A 17,637-nucleotide genomic window follows, 5' to 3' on the forward strand; every position below is an offset into this window, starting at 1 on the left:
GGCGCTGCAATGAGGCGCCTGGCTTGGGGCCTGGTCATGCTGCTGTTGCCGTTGCTGCTGGTCGGCTGGGGCGGCGTGCAGCAATGGCGGGCCGAGACGGCGCAAGAGCAGGCGGGGATCATCCGGCAGTGGCTGGCAACGCCCAGCGAGGACTTGTTGCGCACACTGCCTTGGGCGGCGCGCAAGGAACTGGCAGGGCGCCTGGACACGCGTGAAGTGCTGCAACGGCAGTTGGATGAGCTCGATACCGACCGCCACTGGCTTAGCGTGCGTAGAACGCTGGCCGGTGTCGGCGGCTGGCTGGCATGGGGCGCGCTGGTCGCTGGCATCGGCGCTTGGCTCAGGCTCAGGTATGACGCCTGGCGGGCCTTGCGCTCGGCGCATTACCTGCACCAGCGCATGACCGCCAGCTGGCGGGTGCTGGGGCGTTGGCTAAGCGTCTACATGGGGCTGCTGGCTGGCTCGCTGGGCCTTCTGCTGCTGTATGAAGTCAGCGCTGGCTTCAGCCATGCGGCACAGGGCGGGGTTACCGTGCTGATCGTGGTGCTGCCGCTAGCGTCATTACTGCTCGTGTGCCTGCGTACCGCCTGGCGAATGCGCCAGCAATGGCCGCGCATCGGGGCGTCGAAGGCGAGCTTTCTCGGCCGACAGCTTCACCGTCATGGAACTCCGGCGCTCTGGCAATGGGTTGAGGGCCTGGCCACGCAGTTGCGTGCGCCAGTACCGGACAATATCGTGGTCGGCATCGACCAAAGCTTTTTCGTCACCAGCGTTCCAGTCGTGCTGCAGCCCTGTCAGTCGGTACTCAATGGCCGAACCTTGTACCTGTCGTTACCGTGTCTCGGCGCCTTGAGCCAGCGGGAAGCCGCCGCGATCATTGGCCATGAGCTTGGCCATTTTCGCAGCCGCGACACGGAGCAGGGCAGTGCGACCAACGCACGCTTCAGCTTGATGTGCGCCCAGTTCTCGACCCTGGTCGACGCTGAGCGCGGCGCCGCCTGGGTCGCTCGCCCGGTGGTATGGGCAGCCGGTCAGTTCCTGCACCATTTTCAGGTCGCGGTCCATCACTGGGGGCGCGAGCAGGAATTGCTGGCTGACCGGGCCGGTGCCGAAGTGGCCGGGCCGGAGCTGTTCATGCAGGCGTTGTTGCGGGCGATCGCCCTGGGCGGCGTGGTCGATGCCTTGCTGCACGAGTGTGGCGGCCAAGGCCTGCTGGCAGCGCTGCCCCGGCATTTGCAGCGCGTGCCGTTGCGCCTGGATGAAGACGTGCTGGGCCTGACCATGCCCCATCCATTCGACTCCCATCCGCCATTGGCTGCGCGCCTCGACAACCTTCGCGTCAGGCTGGACGGTGCACTGCTGCAGGCTGCCATGCGCCAACCTGGCGACCATGACCGGCAGTGGTTCAATCAGTTGTGTGGCGGCGTCGTGGAAGCGGAACGCCAGGGTCTCTAGAGACTTCACTTAATATTTCCCATTTGCAGGTGTATCGTATTCGCCCTTCATCGTCAGCCGAGGCTGGCAGCTTGATCGCACCGAACACGAGGTACCCGCACCGATGTCCTTCACCCGTCGACAAATGCTCAAGGGCCTGACCGGCCTGGTTGTGGTTGGCCTGGGCGCCGGTGGCGCGGCGCGTTACTGGCTGGGCAAGGTCGAGGACGACAACGCCGGCCACGACTACGAGCTGATCGCCGCGCCGCTTGACGTCGAGCTGGTGCCGGGCTTCAAGACCGAGGCCTGGGCGTTCGGGCCCTCTGCACCGGGCACCGAATTGCGTGTGCGCCAAGGCACCTGGCTGCGGGTGCGCTTCATCAACCACCTGCCGGTGGAAACCACCATCCACTGGCACGGTATCCGCCTGCCGCTGGAAATGGACGGCGTGCCTTATGTGTCGCAACTGCCGGTCAAGCCAGGCGAGTACTTCGACTACAAGTTCCGCGTACCGGATGCGGGCAGCTACTGGTACCACCCTCATGTCAGCAGTTCCGAAGAGCTGGGCCGTGGTCTGGTCGGCCCGCTGATCGTCGAGGAGCGCGAGCCCACCGGCTTCCGGCATGAGCGCACTCTCAGCCTGAAGAACTGGCACGTGGACGAGGAGGGTGGCTGGCTGCCGTTCAGTATCCCGCGCGAGGCCGCGCGCAACGGCACCGCCGGGCGCCTGATCACCATCAATGGCCAGGCCGACGCGGTCACCGAACTGCCGGCCGGGCAGGTGGTGCGCGTGCGACTGCTGAACCTGGACAACACCTGGACTTACCGGGTGAACCTCAAGGGCAACTGCGAGGCCCGGATCTACGCGCTCGATGGTAACCCGGTGACCCCTCGCCCCCTGGAGGACGAGTACTGGCTCGGCCCTGGCATGCGCATCTGCCTGGCTATTCGCATTCCCCAGGCGGGGGAGGAAATCTCCCTGCGCGATGGCTTCGTGCGCCTGGGCACCCTGCGCTCGGTGGCCAGTACCGATGCCCCGGGGGACTGGCCGCCAGCGCTGCCGGCCAACCCGATAGCCGAACCGGACCTGGAGAATGCCGAAAAGCTCAACTTCAATTTCGAATGGGCGGCGAAGGTTTCGGTCACCTCCGACCAGGACAAGCCACCGAGCCTTTGGCAAATCAACGGCCAAGCCTGGGACATCACCGACAAGACCTGCGCCGACCGCCCCATCGCCACGCTGCAAAAAGGCAAAAGCTACATCTTCGAGTTGAAGAACATGACCCAGTACCAGCACCCGATCCACCTGCATGGCATGAGTTTCAAGGTGATCGCCTCCAACCGGCACGACACCAAGGAACCGTGGTTCACCGACACCTACCTGCTGGGCAAGAACGAGCGCGCGCAGGTGGCCCTGGTGGCGGATAACCCGGGCACCTGGATGTTCCACTGCCACGTCATCGACCACATGGAAACCGGCCTGATGGCCGCTATCGCGGTGGTGTGATGCGCCCGCAGATTATCGATCGCAGCCGCGATCAGGAATTCATGCGCCTGGCGTTGTCCCTGGCAGCCGAGGGTGCAGCGCTGGGCGAGGTACCGGTGGGGGCCGTGCTGGTGCAGCATGGCCAGGTGATTGGCCAGGGCTTCAACCGGCCGATCATCGACAGCGACCCCAGTGCCCATGCCGAGATGGTGGCGATTCGGGCGGCGGCCAAGGCGGCCAGCAACTACCGCCTGCCAGGCAGCACCCTGTACGTCACGCTGGAACCGTGCAGCATGTGTGCAGGCCTGATCGTACATTCACGGGTGATGCGGGTGGTGTTTGGCGCGCTGGAGCCCAAGGCGGGGATCGTGCAAAGCCAGGGGCAGTTCTTCGGCCAGGGCTTCCTCAACCACCGGGTGATGGTGGAGGGCGGGGTGCTGGCGCAGGAGTGTGGGCAGATCCTCAGCGACTTCTTCAAGGCCCGCCGGGCCAAGGGCTAGCCTGGGCCGGCCTGTTCGCGGGCACGCCCGCTCCCACAGGTCCACCCCCTCAGGCTTGTGGTGGACCTGTGGGAGCGGGCGTGCCCGCGAACAGGCCGCTACAGGCTCACATCGGCGGTGACTGGTCCGCAGGCTTGTCCTTGTTCACACCAGGCACATGCAGGTTGCCTTCGGCGACCTGGCCTTCGAGCTGCGGTTGGGTGACCCAGGTGAGGATGTCGTAGTAGCGGCGGATGTTGGCCACGAAATGCACAGGCTCGCCACCGCGGGCATAGCCGTACTTGGTCTGCCGGTACCACTGTTTCTGCGACAGGCGCGGCAGCATCTTCTTCACGTCCAGCCACTTGTTCGGGTTGAGCTTTTCGCGCTTGGCCAGGGTACGGGCGTCTTCCAGGTGGCCGCTGCCGACGTTGTAGGCAGCCAGGGCGAACCAGGTGCGGTCGGGCTCCTTGATGCTGTCGTCGAGCTCTTCCTTGATTTTCATGAAGTACTTGGCGCCCCCCTGGATGCTCTGCCGCGGGTCCAGGCGGTTGGATACGCCCATCGCCTGGGCAGTGCGCTGGGTCAGCATCATCAGGCCGCGTACGCCGGTCTTGGAGGTAACCTCCGGTTGCCACATCGATTCCTGGTAACCAATGGCGGCCAGCAGGCGCCAGTCCACCTGCTCGACCTTGGCGTAGCTCTTGAAGTGCTTCTCGTACTTGGGCAGGCGCTGCTGCAGATGCTGGGCGAAGGTGTAGGCGCCCACGTAGCCCAGAACATCGACATGGCCGTAGTAGCGGTCCTTCAAGCGCTGCAGGGTGCCGTTTTTCTGCGCCTTGTCGAGGAATTCATTGATTTCGTTGAGCAGGCTGTTGTCTTCACCGGCCGCGACTGCCCAGCGTTGATCACGGGTATCGCCCACGTCGAAGGCAACCCGCACGTTGGGGAAGTACACCTGGTTCATCGCCAGTTCGTTGGAGTCGACCAAGGTCAGGTCGATCTGGCCTTCGTCGACCATGCGCAGCAGGTCGACCACCTCGACCGCGTCTGACTCTTCATATTCCAGGCCAGGGTTCTGCTTTTTCAGCTCGGCCAGAAGGTCGGCATGGCTGCTGCCCTTGAGCACCATGATTTTCTTGCCGACCAGGCCCTTGGCGTCGGTCGGGCGTGGGCGGCCGTTGCGATAGACCACCTGCGGGGTGACTTCCAGGTAGGGGTGCGAGTATTTCACCTGGGCCTTGCGCCGTTCACTGCTGACCAGGCCGGCCGCGGCCAGCACCGGGCCGGCGGGCTTGCCGAGCGAATCGTACAGTTCGTCGAGGTTGTCGGCGGTTTCGATCTGCAGTTTTACGCCGAGATCATCGGCGAAATGCTGGACAAGTTCGTACTCGAAGCCGGTTTCGCCGTTGCGGTCCTGGAAGTAGGTGGCCGGGCTGTTGCGGGTGATCACGCGCAGCACGCCGTCCTCCTTCACGCGCTCGAGGGTGCTGGGTTTTTCAACGCAGGCACCGAGCAGCAGAAAGAGTCCGGTTGCGAGGAGCCATTTGGCGCAACGCTGGCGCAAAGCAGTGTGGGCGAACATAGCTTGCAGTATACGCAAAGGACCGGCGCAACCATATCTCGACAACTGTTAGGTTGTCTGGTAGCGGATTATGTGCTGCAAGCTTCAAGCTGCAAGCCACAAGAAAAAGCAGCCGGGCAGGGCATGTTTTTTTCTTGTGGCTTGCAGCTTACGGCTTGTCGCTTTTTTTTGACCCCAAAGTCCGGTTCCGCCGCCCGGCAGCCATGGCTTAGAGCGGGTGCCGAAAGCCAACGATTTAGGCTAGAATGCACGGCCTCTAAGCACACCCCTTCCTGAGGCTGTCCCGACGATGTTGATCCTGCGCGGCGCTCCTGCCCTTTCTGCCTTTCGCCACGGTAAATTACTCGAGCAACTGAGCCAGAAAGTCCCCGCTGTTACTGGTTTGTATGCCGAATTTGCCCACTTCGCCGATGTTGAAGGCGAACTGACCGCCGACCAGCAGCAGGTGCTGGGCCGTCTGCTCAAGTACGGCCCGAGCGTGCCGGTACAGGAGCCGAGCGGCCGCCTGTTCCTGGTCGTACCGCGCCTGGGCACCATCTCGCCATGGGCCAGCAAGGCCAGCGACATCGCTCACAACTGCGGCCTGCAGGCAATCCAGCGCCTGGAGCGTGGTATCGCCTACTACGTTGCCGGCAACCTGAGCGACGCTGACGCCGCCCTGATCGCCGCCGAGCTGCACGACCGCATGACCCAGCGCGTGCTCGGCCAGCTGGAGCAGGCCGCTGACATGTTCAGCCACGCCCAGCCCAAGCCGATGACCTCGGTCGATATCCTCGGCGGCGGCCGCGACGCGCTGGCCAAGGCCAACATCGACCTCGGCCTGGCCCTGGCCGAAGACGAAATCGACTACCTGGTCAATGCGTTCCAGGGCCTCAAGCGCAACCCGAACGACATCGAACTGATGATGTTCGCCCAGGCCAACTCCGAGCACTGCCGCCACAAGATCTTCAACGCCAGTTGGGACATCGACGGCCAGGCGCAGGAAAAAAGCCTGTTCGGCATGATCAAGAACACCTACCAGATGCACAACGAAGGTGTGCTGTCTGCATACAAGGACAACGCCTCGGTGATCGTCGGCAACGTTGCCGGGCGCTTCTTCCCGAACCCTGAAACCCGCCAGTACGGCGCGGTGCAGGAGCCGGTGCACATCCTCATGAAGGTGGAAACCCACAACCACCCGACCGCCATCGCCCCGTTCTCCGGTGCGTCCACCGGCTCGGGTGGCGAAATCCGTGACGAAGGTGCTACTGGCCGAGGCGCCAAGCCCAAGGCGGGCCTGACCGGTTTCACCGTGTCCAACCTGCGCATTCCGGGCTTCGAGCAGCCCTGGGAGCAGGCCTACGGCAAGCCAGAGCGCATCGTCGACGCCCTCGACATCATGATCGAAGGCCCATTGGGCGGTGCTGCTTTCAACAACGAATTCGGTCGCCCGGCGCTGACCGGCTACTTCCGTACCTTCGAGCAGGCCATCAACACCCCGCACGGTGAAGAAGTACGCGGTTACCACAAGCCGATCATGCTCGCAGGCGGCATGGGCAACATCCGTGAAGACCACGTGCAGAAGGGCGAGATCACGGTCGGCGCCAAGCTGATCGTACTCGGTGGCCCGGCCATGCTGATCGGCCTGGGCGGCGGCGCTGCTTCGTCGGTGGCCACCGGCGCCAGCTCCGCTGACCTGGACTTCGCTTCGGTACAGCGTGAAAACCCGGAAATGGAGCGCCGTTGCCAGGAGGTCATCGACCGTTGCTGGCAACTGGGCGATGCCAACCCTATCGCCTTCATCCACGACGTGGGCGCCGGCGGCATCTCCAACGCCTTCCCGGAGCTGGTCAACGACGGTGGCCGTGGTGGCCGCTTCGAGCTGCGCAACGTGCCCAACGACGAGCCGGGCATGGCCCCGCACGAAATCTGGAGCAACGAGTCGCAGGAGCGTTACGTGTTGGCCGTCAGCGCCGTCGACTTCGAGCGCTTCAAGGCCATTTGCGAACGCGAGCGTTGCCCGTTTGCCGTGGTCGGTGAAGCCACCGAAGAAAAGCACCTGACCGTCAGCGACAGCCACTTCGGCAACACCCCGGTGGACATGCCCCTCGACGTGCTGCTGGGCAAGCCGCCGCGCATGCACCGTTCGGTCACCCGTGAAGCCGAGCTGGGCGATGATTTCGACCCAAGCGAGCTGGACCTGGACAGCGCCGTGCAGCGCGTGCTGAACCACCCGGCAGTGGCCAGCAAGAGCTTCCTGATCACCATCGGCGACCGCACCATCACCGGCCTGGTTGCCCGCGACCAGATGGTCGGCCCGTGGCAGGTTCCGGTTGCCGACTGCGCCGTCACGGCCACCAGCTTCGATGTGTACACCGGTGAAGCCATGGCCATGGGCGAGCGAACCCCGCTGGCCTTGCTGGACGCCCCGGCATCCGGCCGCATGGCCATTGGCGAAACGCTGACCAACCTGGCGGCATCGCGCATCGAAAAACTGTCCGACGTCAAGCTGTCGGCCAACTGGATGTCCGCTGCGGGCCACCCAGGTGAAGACGCGCGCTTGTACGACACCGTCAAGGCGGTCGGCATGGAGCTGTGCCCAGAGCTGGGCATTACCATTCCGGTCGGCAAAGACTCCATGTCGATGAAAACCAAGTGGAGCGACGAGGGCGTCGAGAAGAGCGTGACCTCGCCGATGTCGCTGATCATCACCGGCTTCGCCCCGGTCACCGATATTCGCAAGACCTTGACCCCGCAACTGCGCATGGACAAGGGTGAAACCGACCTGATCCTGGTCGACCTCGGCCGCGGCAAGAACCGCATGGGCGCCTCGATCCTGGCCCAGACCTACGGCAAGATCGCGGCCCAGGCACCGGATGTCGACGACGCCGAAGACCTCAAGGCCTTCTTCGCCGTGATCCAAGGCCTGAACGAAGATGGTCACCTGCTGGCCTACCACGACCGTTCCGACGGCGGCCTGGCCGCCACCGTGCTGGAAATGGCCTTTGCCGGCCACTGCGGCCTGGACCTGCACCTCGACCCGCTGACCGACAGCAAGGCCGATGTGGCGGCCATTCTGTTCAACGAAGAGCTGGGGGCGGTCATTCAGGTTCGCCAGGACGCCACCCCCGACGTACTGGCACAGTTCAGCGCCGCTGGCCTGGGCGAAGGTTGCGTGGCGGTGATCGGCAAGCCGGTCAACAACGCCGAAGTGTCCATCAGCCTCAATGGCGAAGTGCTGTTCGACGACGACCGCCGCATGCTGCAGCGCCAGTGGGCCGAGACCAGCTACCAGATCCAGCGCCTGCGCGACAACGCCGACTGCGCCGACCAGGAGTTCGACCTGCTGCTCGAGGAAGACAACCCGGGCCTGTCGGTCAAGCTGGGCTTCGACGTCAACGACGACATCGCCGCACCGTACATCAAGAAAGGCGTGCGCCCGCAAGTGGCCATCCTGCGTGAGCAGGGCGTCAACGGCCAGGTTGAAATGGCTGCAGCCTTCGACCGCGCCGGCTTCGCCGCCATCGACGTGCACATGAGCGATATCCTTGCCGGCCGCGTCGACTTCGAGGCCTTCAAGGGCCTGGTGGCCTGCGGTGGTTTCTCCTACGGTGACGTGCTGGGCGCCGGTGAGGGCTGGGCCAAGTCGGCGCTGTTCAACAGCCGCGCCCGTGATGCCTTCCAGGCCTTCTTCGAGCGTACCGACAGCTTCGCCCTGGGCGTGTGCAATGGTTGCCAGATGATGTCCAACCTGCACGAGCTGATCCCGGGCACCGAGCACTGGCCGCACTTCGTGCGCAACCGCTCGGAGCAGTTCGAGGCACGTGTGGCCATGGTCGAAGTGCAGAAGTCCAACTCGATCTTCCTGCAAGGCATGGCCGGTTCGCGCATGCCGATCGCCATCGCCCACGGTGAAGGCCATGCCGAGTTCGCCAGCGAAGAAGCGCTGCTGGCCGCCGACATGTCCGGTTGCGTGGCCCTGCGCTATGTCGATAACCACGGCAAGGTCACCGAAGCCTACCCGGCCAACCCGAACGGCTCGCCGCGCGGTATCACCGGCCTCACCAGCCGCGACGGTCGCGTGACCATCATGATGCCGCACCCGGAGCGTGTGTTCCGCGCCGTGCAGAACTCCTGGCGCCCTGACGAGTGGCACGAAGATGCCGCCCTGATGCGCATGTTCCGCAATGCGCGGGTGTGGGTGAACTAAGGCGTGTACAAGCTCGCCTTCTTCGTCCCCGCCAGCCATGTCGACGTGGTCAAGGCCGCTGTGTTCGCCGCTGGTGGCGGGCGCATCGGTGACTATGACCACTGCGCCTGGCAAACCCTGGGCCAGGGCCAGTTTCGCCCGCTGGACGGCAGCCAGCCGTTTCTCGGGCAAACTGGCCGGGTCGAGGTGGTGGAAGAGTGGAAGGTGGAACTGGTGGTGGCAGACGAGCTGGTAGCCCAGGTCGTCGCTGCGCTCAAGCAAAGCCACCCGTACGAGGCGCCAGCCTATGAGGTGTGGCGGCTCGCCGAGTTCTAGACCGCATCAGGGCTATTCGCGGGCACGCCCGCTCCCACAGGGTTACACAACTTTGTGGGAGCGGGCGTGCCCGCGAACAGGCCAGCAAAGCCAGCGCAAGGCTAGCTGTACCACACCGGTCAGACGGTGCCGATCTCCCCGCCATCAACCCGCTGAATCACCACCGTCGCAGCCCGCGGCCGTACCTTGGTACCCGCTGGCGTCACGTCCGTAGCGTTGTCGGTGCATGGCCAGTTCCCCGGGTGCTGAATGTTGACGAACAGCGTCTTGTTGTCCGGGGTAAAGGTAATCCCGGTCACTTCGCAGCCATTTGGGCCAACGAAGAAGCGCCGCAGGTCCACCTGGTTCTGCGCGTTCAGCGGCACCTGTTTGCCGCCGGCGTCCACCAGATTAGTGGGGATCACCGCCAGTAGCTGGTCGTTGGTGTAGTCGGTGACAGTGCTTTCGCCGTTGTCAGTCTCGAACCACAGCACGCCACGGCTATCGAAGCTCATGCCATCCGGGCTGGCGAACTGGTTCAGTTCGGTGAGGCCGGAACGGTTGATGTCGGCGGTGCCGGCAGCGTTGGCGCCAAACACGAAGATGTCCCAGGCGAAGCTCAACTGGTCGTCGCTGTCGTGCCAGCGGATGATATGGCCATGGCGGTTCGGCCCGCGCGGGTTGGCGGCATCGGCCTTCTCCGGGGTGCGCGCACTGTTGTTGGTCAGTGTCAGGTACACGTCGCCGTTCAGCGGGTTGACCGTGGTCCACTCCGGGCGGTCCATTGGCGTTGCGCCCACGGCATCGCCGGCACCCCGGGTGTTGAGCAGGATGCCCGGCAGGTCACCGTACAGCGCGCCCAAGGTGCCGCCGCCAGTGGTGGGGGTAGTCACGTCCAGCAGCAGCCAGACGCCGGTACCGTCGGCATTGAAGCGGGCGACATACAGCTTGCCCCGGTCCAGGTACTTGGCACCAGTGGCCAGTCGGTCGGCCGGGTTGGCATCGGCGGCATCCCACACGGCGCTGGACACCCACTTGTACACGTATTCGTTGTTGGAGTCGTCACCCATGTACCACACCAGTGGCTTGCCCGGCACCGGCAGGCCCGGGGCGCAGCCTTCGTGGCGGAAGCGGCCCAGTGCGGTACGTTTGGTCGCGAGGGTGCTGCTGTCGTAAGGGTCGATCTCGACGATGTAGCCGTAGGTGCTGGCTTCGTTGCGGTAGTCGTCGGTGGCGCTGGCGCCCTTGGCGGTCACGTCGAAACGGGCGAACTCGTCGGCTTCCTCGCTGGCGTCGCCGGCGGCACTTTCCCATTTGAACTGGCCGCTGGAGGTGCCCACGCCAATGCGCTGCTGGTCTTCAGGGCGGGTGCCCTTGTTGACGAAAATGCCCGGCCAGTTTTCTTCACAGGTGAGGTAGGTGCCCCAGGGCGTATAGCCGTTGCCGCAGTTGTTGTTGATGCCTCGGCAGTGGGTGCCGGCGGGGGAGTACTTGGTCTTGACGTGTTCGGTACCACGCAGCGGGCCGCTGATGGCCATGCGCGATGCGGTGGTGAAGCGGCGGTTGAGCGGGTCGTTGTCGACCACCTGCCAGCGGCCATCGGTTTTCTGCAAGCGCACCACGCCAGCGCCGTGGGCGTTGATTTCCTTGCGCACTTCTTCGACCGGGCGTTTGCCATTGATATCGGTCGTTGGGCCGGCCGGGTGCAGGGCGGCGGTGTCGATGTACTCGAAGTTGATCGCCAGCAGGCCGTCTTCCGAGCTGCCGTTGATGGGGAAGAAATGCATGCCGTCATGGTGCATGCCCATAGCGTTGGCCTGATCGGTCGAGGTATTGCTGCCATCGGCTCGCCACGGCTTGGCGTTGCTGTTCAGCGGCGTACCCCATGGGGCGAGTACGTAGGCGCTGTAACCGGCGGCCACTGCGCAGGCGTCGGTGCGCGACCCGGGGATGGATTGGAAACCCAGGGCCAGTTTCGGGTTTTTCGGCTCGGTAACGGGCGGCTGGGTAACCGGGTCATCGTTGGCGGAGCCGCCGCTGTCGAAGCAGCCTGCCAGGCCTGTACCGGCGATCATGGCGATGGCAGCGCCCAGGCTGCCGCGCATCACACTGCGGCGGCTGAGGTAGACGTCCATGACGGAGGCCATCGGCGGGTTGCCGCTGTGGTTCCGGTCCAGATTGTCGCCGGTATCTCGACTCATCAGAGTGTCCTTGTATTCGCTGGGTTGAAACAAACCGCGACTGTAAGGCGCAAATGTGATGATTCGTTGGCAGAAATGTTAACGAGCTTTTAAAGCAACCGGCTCTCGGCATTGCCTGGCCTGCGTGGCTGCGCTGGTAGGGCTCAGGGCCGGATTTCGATCAACGTCCCATCGCGTACCAGGTTCCACACCTCCTGCATGTCACGGTTACGCATGGCAATGCAGCCATCGGTCCAGTCCAGGGTGTGGAAATACCATTCCGGGTATTCATCGTTGATCGGTGTGCCGTGGATCATGATCATGCTGCCGGCACTCACCCCTTCACGGGTTGCGCGGGCGGCATCGTTGCTGTTTGGGTAATTGATGTGCATGGCCAGGTTGAAGCGATCGCTCTGCTTGCGCCAGTCCAGCCAGTACAGGCCCTCTGGGGTCTTCTTGTCGCCCTCGCGCTGCTTGGCGCCCTTGGGCTGCTTGCCCAGGGAAATGCGGTAGGTCTTCAGCGGCTCGCCACGGCTGATCAATTGCAGGCGCCGCTCGGACTTGATCACCAGCACCTTATCGATCAGCGGTTGCATCGCCTGCTGCGAGGGCGACGGGGATGGCGCGGCCTGCACAGGCTTGCGAATGATGGTCTCGGTAAATGCCGCCTGGGACACCGAGGTAACGCAAAGGCAGAAAATGGCAAGCAACCAGCGCATGTAACGGTATCCCTGAAGGCGTCTAGGTATTGGGTGAAACGAGCATCGGCGGCAGGTATTCATGGCCTATGGGGTAGTGCGCCCCGATGCGGTCGCGATAGTAGCATTCTAGTGTGCGCGTGACCGTGCGGAAAGCCAGCTCACCCCAGGGAATCTCGTGTTCCTCGAACAGCCGCACCTCCAGGCTCTCGACGCCCACAGCGAAATCCAGGTCTGCCAGTTCGGCGCGGAAGAACACATGCACCTGGTTGATGTGCGGCAGGTCGAACAGCTGGTACAGGCTGGTTGCGCCGACCCGGGCGCAGGCTTCCTCCACCGTTTCGCGACGGGCGGCCTGGTCGAGGGTTTCGCCGTTCTCCATGAAACCGGCGGGCAGGGTCCAGAAACCGCGGCGCGGCTCGATGGCGCGGCGGCACAGCAGCACCTGGCTGCCCCAGGTGGGCAGCACGCCGGCGACGACGTTGGGGTTCTGGTAGTGGATGGTCTGGCAAGCCTCGCAGACATACCGCAGGCGGCTGTCGCCTTCGGGGATCCGCAGGGTGACCGGGTGGCCGCACGCGCTGCAGTAGTTCATGGCACTATCCTTTATGTTCCGGGCTATCTTGGCGCGGCCGCAGGCGCGCCGCAAGCGCGGGGGCTTGGGTGCCACGCGGCTTTGGTGCATCATGCAAGGCAGGCCTTGGATACGAGCGTGCGCAATGCTGGACGAGCTACTTCGCCGAATGAGCAACCACCAACCCGCGTCACTGGAAACCGACCGGCGGTTCCCCGAAGCGGCGGTTCTTTTGCCCATTACCCGTAGCGAAGCGCCCGAACTGGTCTTGACCCTGCGCGCCCAAGGGCTGTCCACCCATGGCGGTGAAGTGGCTTTTCCCGGAGGCCGCCGCGACCCGGAAGACCCGGACCTGGTGTTCACCGCGCTGCGCGAAGCCGAAGAAGAAATTGGCTTGCCGCCGGGTCTGGTCGAGGTGATCGGCCCGCTGAGCCCGCTGATTTCACTGCATGGCCTGAAAGTGACACCGTTCGTCGGCGTTATCCCCGACTTCGTCGAATACCGCGCCAACGACGCCGAGATCGCGGCAGTATTCACCGTGCCGCTGGAGTTTTTCCGCCAGGACCCGCGTGACCATACCCACCGTATCGATTACCAGGGCCGCAGCTGGTATGTACCCAGCTATCGCTATGGCGAATACAAGATCTGGGGCTTGTCGGCGATCATGATCGTCGAACTGGTCAACCTGCTGTTCGATGCCGGCATCAGTTTGCATCAGCCCCCTGAGCGGTACATCGAAAACTGAGCGGGGCCAACCCCGTCGTCTGCGTTCCAGCCTGAGGAGCAAGCATGAAGTACCGCCTGGGCGACCTGCGGGTCGAGAGCCACCCCACCAGTTGGGCAGCGCCTAACGCCACGCTGATCGGCAACGTGCGCCTGCAAGCCAATGCCAGTGTGTGGTTTGGCGCAGTGCTGCGCGGCGACAACGAGCTGATCGACATCGGCGAAGACAGCAACGTGCAGGACGGCACGGTGATGCACACCGACATGGGGTCGCCGCTGACCTTGGGCAAGGGCGTGACCGTCGGTCACAATGCCATGCTGCATGGCTGCACGGTGGGTGACTACAGCTTGGTCGGCATCAATGCGGTGATCCTCAATGGCGCGCGTATTGGCAAGCATTGCATCATTGGAGCCAACGCGCTGATTCCCGAAGGCAAGGAAATTCCTGACGGTTCGCTGGTGATGGGTTCGCCGGGCAAGGTGGTGCGCGAGCTGACCGAGCAGCAGAAGCGCCTGCTGGAAGCCAGCGCCGCTCATTACGTGCACAATGCCCGGCGTTATGCGCGGGAGTTGGTAATTGACGATGAGTAATGTTGTGGAACGGCCGGTGGCTTCGCCCTGCGTGAGCATCTGTGCGCTGGACGAGCAGGACATCTGCACTGGCTGCCAGCGCAGTGTGGCCGAGATCGGCCGCTGGGGGCGGATGGACAATGACGAGCGCCGCGCGGTGCTCAAGCGTTGCCATGAACGGGCAGTAGAGGCTGGCCTCATCCTCTAGTCTGATGCAGAGCCCTGTGGGAGCGGGCATGCCCGCGAAACCGCCACCGCGGTACATGGCACCGGCTCCGCCGGTGTTCGCGGGCACGCCCGCTCCCACAGATTACCCGCCGTGGTCTATCTGCTTGCCTATATCAGCAGCGTAGTGCTCATCATGAACGGGCAGTAGAGGCTGGCCTCATCCTCTAGTCTGATGCAGAACCCTGTGGGAGCGGGCATGCCCGCGAAACCGCCACCGCGGTACATGGCACCGGCTCCGCCGGTGTTCGCGGGCACGCCCGCTCCCACAGATTACCCGCCATGGTCTATCTGCTTGCCTATATCAGCAGCGTAGTGCTCATCATGAACGGGCAGTAGAGGCTGGCCTCATCCTCCAGTCTGATGCAGAGCCCTGTGGGAGCGGGCATGCCCGCGAAACCGCCACCGCGGTAGATGGCACCGGCGCCGCCGGTGTTCGCGGGCACGCCCGCTCCTACAGGTACAGCATGAGCCTGGAGGGCTACGGATCATCTTTAGGAGCGGGTTTACCCGCGAACGGCTCGACGGTACTCTGTACGGCTTGCCCACAGATTACCCGCCATGTTCTATCTGCTTGCCTATATCAGCAGCGTAGTGCTGATCAACTACGCCTTTTCCAGTGCCCCGCACCTGGACGTCATCTGGTCTGCCTGGGGCGGCCTGGTGTTCATCCTGCGCGACATGGTGCAAACCCGCTTCGGCCACGGCGCCCTGGTCGCCATGCTGGTGGCGCTGGTGCTGTCGTATGTGACCTCTGAGCCGGCCATCGCCCTGGCCAGCGCCACCGCGTTCTTCATTTCCGAACTGATCGACTGGCTGGTGTTCAGCGTCACCCGGCGGCCACTGCGTGACCGCCTGTGGTTGAGTTCGGCGTTGAGCATTCCGGTGGATACCTTCATCTTCTTCGGCATGATCGGTGCCTTGGCCCCGGCGGTGGTCGGCACGGCCATGGCCTCCAAGTTCACCGGTGTCACCGCGGTGTGGCTGGCCATGGCATTTCGCGCCCGGCGGGCTGCTGCGGCCAGCTGATGGTGTAGAATAGCGGTCCTTTTTCAGCGGGTCGCGCCAAGCCGGGTGCGGCCCCGGATGCCTTCGAGGACCTGAAATGACCCGTATCGGAACCCCCTTGTCGCCTACTGCGACCCGTGTATTGCTGTGCGGCTGTGGCGAGCTGGGCAAGGAAGTGGTGATCGAGCTGCAGCGCCTGGGCGTCGAAGTGATCGCCGTCGACCGCTATGCCAATGCCCCGGCCATGCAGGTTGCGCACCGCAGCCACGTGGTCAACATGCTCGATGGCGTGGCCTTGCGTGCCGTGATCGAGGCCGAGAAGCCGCACTACATCGTTCCGGAAATCGAAGCCATCGCCACCGCCACCCTGGTCGAGCTGGAAAACGAAGGCTTCAACGTGGTGCCCACCGCCCGCGCGACCCAGCTGACCATGAACCGCGAAGGTATCCGCCGCCTGGCCGCCGAAGAGCTGGAGCTGCCAACTTCGCCGTACCATTTCGCCGACACCTACGAAGACTTCGCCAAGGGCGTGGCCGATGTAGGCTACCCGTGCGTGGTCAAGCCGGTCATGAGCTCGTCGGGCAAGGGCCAGAGCCTGCTGCGCAGCGACGCCGACCTGCAGAAGGCCTGGGACTATGCCCAAGAAGGCGGCCGTGCCGGCAAGGGCCGGGTGATCGTCGAGGGCTTCATCGACTTCGACTACGAAATCACCCTGCTGACCGTGCGTCATGTGGGGGGCACCACCTTCCTCGAACCGGTCGGCCATCGCCAGGAGAAGGGCGACTACCAGGAGTCCTGGCAGCCCCAGGCCATGAGCGAGAAAGCGCTGGCCGAGTCGCAGCGTGTGGCCAAGGCGGTCACCGATGCGCTGGGCGGCCGCGGCCTGTTTGGCGTGGAACTGTTCGTGAAAGGCGACCAGGTGTGGTTCAGCGAAGTCTCGCCGCGCCCGCATGACACCGGCCTTGTGACCCTGATTTCCCAGGACCTGTCGCAGTTCGCCCTGCACGCCCGCGCCATTCTCGGGCTGCCGATCCCGGTGGTGCGCCAGTTCGGCCCTTCGGCCTCGGCGGTGATCTTGCCGCAGGGGCAGTCGCAGCAGACCAGCTTCGCCAACCTGGGTGCAGCCTTGAGCGAGCCGGATACTGCCATCCGCCTGTTCGGCAAGCCGGAAATCAACGGTACCCGCCGCATGGGTGTGTGCCTGGCGCGCGACGAGTCGGTTGAAGCGGCGCGGGCCAAGGCGACCCGCGCTTCGCAGGCGGTCAAGGTCGAGTTCTAAGCTGGAAGCTTCAAGCTTCAAGCTTCAAGCTTCAAGCTTCAAGCTTCAAGCTTCAAGCTTCAAGCTTCAAGCTTCAAGCTGCAAGAGAATGCGCGTCGCTTGTAGCTTGTAGCTTGTAGCTTGTAGCTTGTAGCTTGTAGCTTGTAGCTTGTAGCTTGTAGCTTGTAGCTTGTAGCTTGCAGCTTGAGACTCACAGCTGTGTATTGCGGGTCTCTTTCAGGCACAGAACAGCGATCAAGCTGATCACTGCGGCTGCCGACACGTAGCCCCCCACCCAGCTCAAACCGCCCATGCTCACCAGCTTCTGGGCGAAGAACGGGGCCGCCGAGGCGCCGACAATCCCACCCAGGTTATACGCCGCCGAAGCGCCGGTGTATCGCACATGGGTTGGGAACAGCTCCGGTAGCAAAGCCCCCATCGGTGCAAAGGTCACGCCCATCAGGAACAGCTCGATGGCCAGGAACAGTGCCACGCCGGCGGTAGAGCCCGAGGTCAGCAAAGGCTCCATGGTAAAGCCCGACGCCACCGCCAGCAGGCCGCCGACGATCAGCACCGGCTTGCGCCCGTAGCGGTCGCTGAGCCAGGCCGACAGCGGCGTCGCCAGCGCCATGAATACCACTGCAAAGCACAGCAGGCCGAGGAACGTCTCCCGGCTGTACCCCAGCGTGGTCACACCGTAGCTCAGCGAGAACACGGTTGAAATATAGAACAGCGCGTAGCACACCACCATGGCGGCAGCGCCCAGCAGGGTAGGGCGCCAGTGCCTGGCGAACAGGTCGACCACCGGCATTTTCACCCGCTCATGGCGGGCAACAGCCTTGGCGAACACGGGGCTTTCCTCCAGCTTCAGGCGCACATAAAGGCCTACCAGCACCAGGGCGGCGCTGAGCAGGAACGGGATACGCCAGCCCCA

At 64.0% G+C, this 17,637-nt stretch carries 15 protein-coding genes; 10 read left to right on the plus strand and 5 right to left on the minus strand.

All coding sequences use genetic code 11. The features are described 5' to 3' along the window. Window positions 1–9 precede the first annotated feature (9 nt). From GYA94_RS13565 to tadA, 3 genes are all read left to right on the plus strand, one after another. Window positions 10–1,455 (plus strand): M48 family metallopeptidase, encoded by a 1,446-nt coding sequence (locus GYA94_RS13565; protein ID WP_161892486.1) that lies wholly within the window; start codon window positions 10–12, stop codon window positions 1,453–1,455. A 103-nt stretch (window positions 1,456–1,558) separates the two neighbouring features. Then, a complete protein-coding gene (locus GYA94_RS13570) occupies window positions 1,559–2,941 on the plus strand; it encodes a multicopper oxidase family protein (RefSeq protein ID WP_161892487.1) in 1,383 nt (460 codons plus the stop codon). Next, complete coding sequence (gene tadA, locus GYA94_RS13575; RefSeq protein WP_029885514.1) at window positions 2,941–3,420, plus strand: tRNA adenosine(34) deaminase TadA; 480 nt, start codon at window positions 2,941–2,943, stop codon at window positions 3,418–3,420. Before GYA94_RS13570 ends, tadA begins: the two co-directional genes overlap by 1 nt. Window positions 3,421–3,526: 106 nt before the next feature. Here the strand turns inward: tadA and mltF are convergent, their stop codons facing one another. Continuing rightward, entirely contained in the window at window positions 3,527–4,984 is a 1,458-nt protein-coding gene (gene mltF, locus GYA94_RS13580) for a membrane-bound lytic murein transglycosylase MltF (RefSeq protein ID WP_029885513.1), read from the minus strand. Between the two features lie 289 nt (window positions 4,985–5,273). On the opposite strand from mltF, the gene purL reads away from it, so the two are divergent. Continuing rightward, on the plus strand, window positions 5,274–9,173 hold the full coding sequence (gene purL, locus GYA94_RS13585) for a phosphoribosylformylglycinamidine synthase (RefSeq protein ID WP_009683428.1): 3,900 nt from the start codon (window positions 5,274–5,276) through the stop codon (window positions 9,171–9,173). Between the two features lie 3 nt (window positions 9,174–9,176). Then, window positions 9,177–9,488, plus strand: coding sequence for a YqfO family protein (locus GYA94_RS13590; RefSeq protein ID WP_009683429.1), 312 nt, complete (start codon window positions 9,177–9,179; stop codon window positions 9,486–9,488). 119 nt (window positions 9,489–9,607) lie between these two features. Here GYA94_RS13590 and GYA94_RS13595 read toward each other — a convergent pair whose 3' ends face one another. From GYA94_RS13595 to GYA94_RS13605, 3 genes are all read right to left on the minus strand, one after another. Beyond that, entirely contained in the window at window positions 9,608–11,668 is a 2,061-nt protein-coding gene (locus GYA94_RS13595; protein ID WP_161892488.1) for a PhoX family protein, read from the minus strand. A gap of 143 nt (window positions 11,669–11,811) precedes the next feature. After that, window positions 11,812–12,366, minus strand: a complete 555-nt coding sequence (locus GYA94_RS13600; protein ID WP_009683431.1) for a L,D-transpeptidase family protein — start codon at window positions 12,364–12,366, stop codon at window positions 11,812–11,814. Window positions 12,367–12,388: 22 nt separating this feature from the next. Then, the gene (locus tag GYA94_RS13605) at window positions 12,389–12,940 is read right to left on the minus strand and encodes an NUDIX hydrolase (protein WP_029885510.1); all 552 of its coding nucleotides are present in this window, start codon (window positions 12,938–12,940) and stop codon (window positions 12,389–12,391) included. Between the two features lie 124 nt (window positions 12,941–13,064). Here GYA94_RS13605 and GYA94_RS13610 point away from each other — a divergent pair, with 124 nt between their 5' ends. From GYA94_RS13610 to purT, 5 genes are all read left to right on the plus strand, one after another. Then, window positions 13,065–13,664, plus strand: a complete 600-nt coding sequence (locus GYA94_RS13610; protein WP_029885509.1) for a CoA pyrophosphatase — start codon at window positions 13,065–13,067, stop codon at window positions 13,662–13,664. Between the two features lie 44 nt (window positions 13,665–13,708). Continuing rightward, window positions 13,709–14,233, plus strand: a complete 525-nt coding sequence (locus GYA94_RS13615) for a gamma carbonic anhydrase family protein (RefSeq protein WP_029885508.1) — start codon at window positions 13,709–13,711, stop codon at window positions 14,231–14,233. Beyond that, a complete protein-coding gene (locus GYA94_RS13620; RefSeq protein WP_054914026.1) occupies window positions 14,226–14,420 on the plus strand; it encodes a DUF1289 domain-containing protein in 195 nt (64 codons plus the stop codon). Before GYA94_RS13615 ends, GYA94_RS13620 begins: the two co-directional genes overlap by 8 nt. A gap of 578 nt (window positions 14,421–14,998) precedes the next feature. Beyond that, entirely contained in the window at window positions 14,999–15,466 is a 468-nt protein-coding gene (locus GYA94_RS13625) for a 7-cyano-7-deazaguanine/7-aminomethyl-7-deazaguanine transporter (RefSeq protein WP_047150237.1), read from the plus strand. Between the two features lie 76 nt (window positions 15,467–15,542). Then, window positions 15,543–16,724: a formate-dependent phosphoribosylglycinamide formyltransferase gene (gene purT / locus GYA94_RS13630; RefSeq protein ID WP_009683437.1), complete on the plus strand. Its 1,182-nt coding sequence runs from the start codon at window positions 15,543–15,545 to the stop codon at window positions 16,722–16,724. Between the two features lie 190 nt (window positions 16,725–16,914). Here purT and GYA94_RS13635 read toward each other — a convergent pair. Further along, window positions 16,915–17,637, minus strand: a 723-nt coding sequence (locus tag GYA94_RS13635; RefSeq protein WP_161892489.1) for an MFS transporter, incomplete at its 5' end; no start/stop codon positions are given.

Origin of the sequence: Pseudomonas juntendi, assembly GCF_009932375.1 — a bacterium.
Lineage (GTDB): Bacteria > Pseudomonadota > Gammaproteobacteria > Pseudomonadales > Pseudomonadaceae > Aquipseudomonas > Aquipseudomonas juntendi.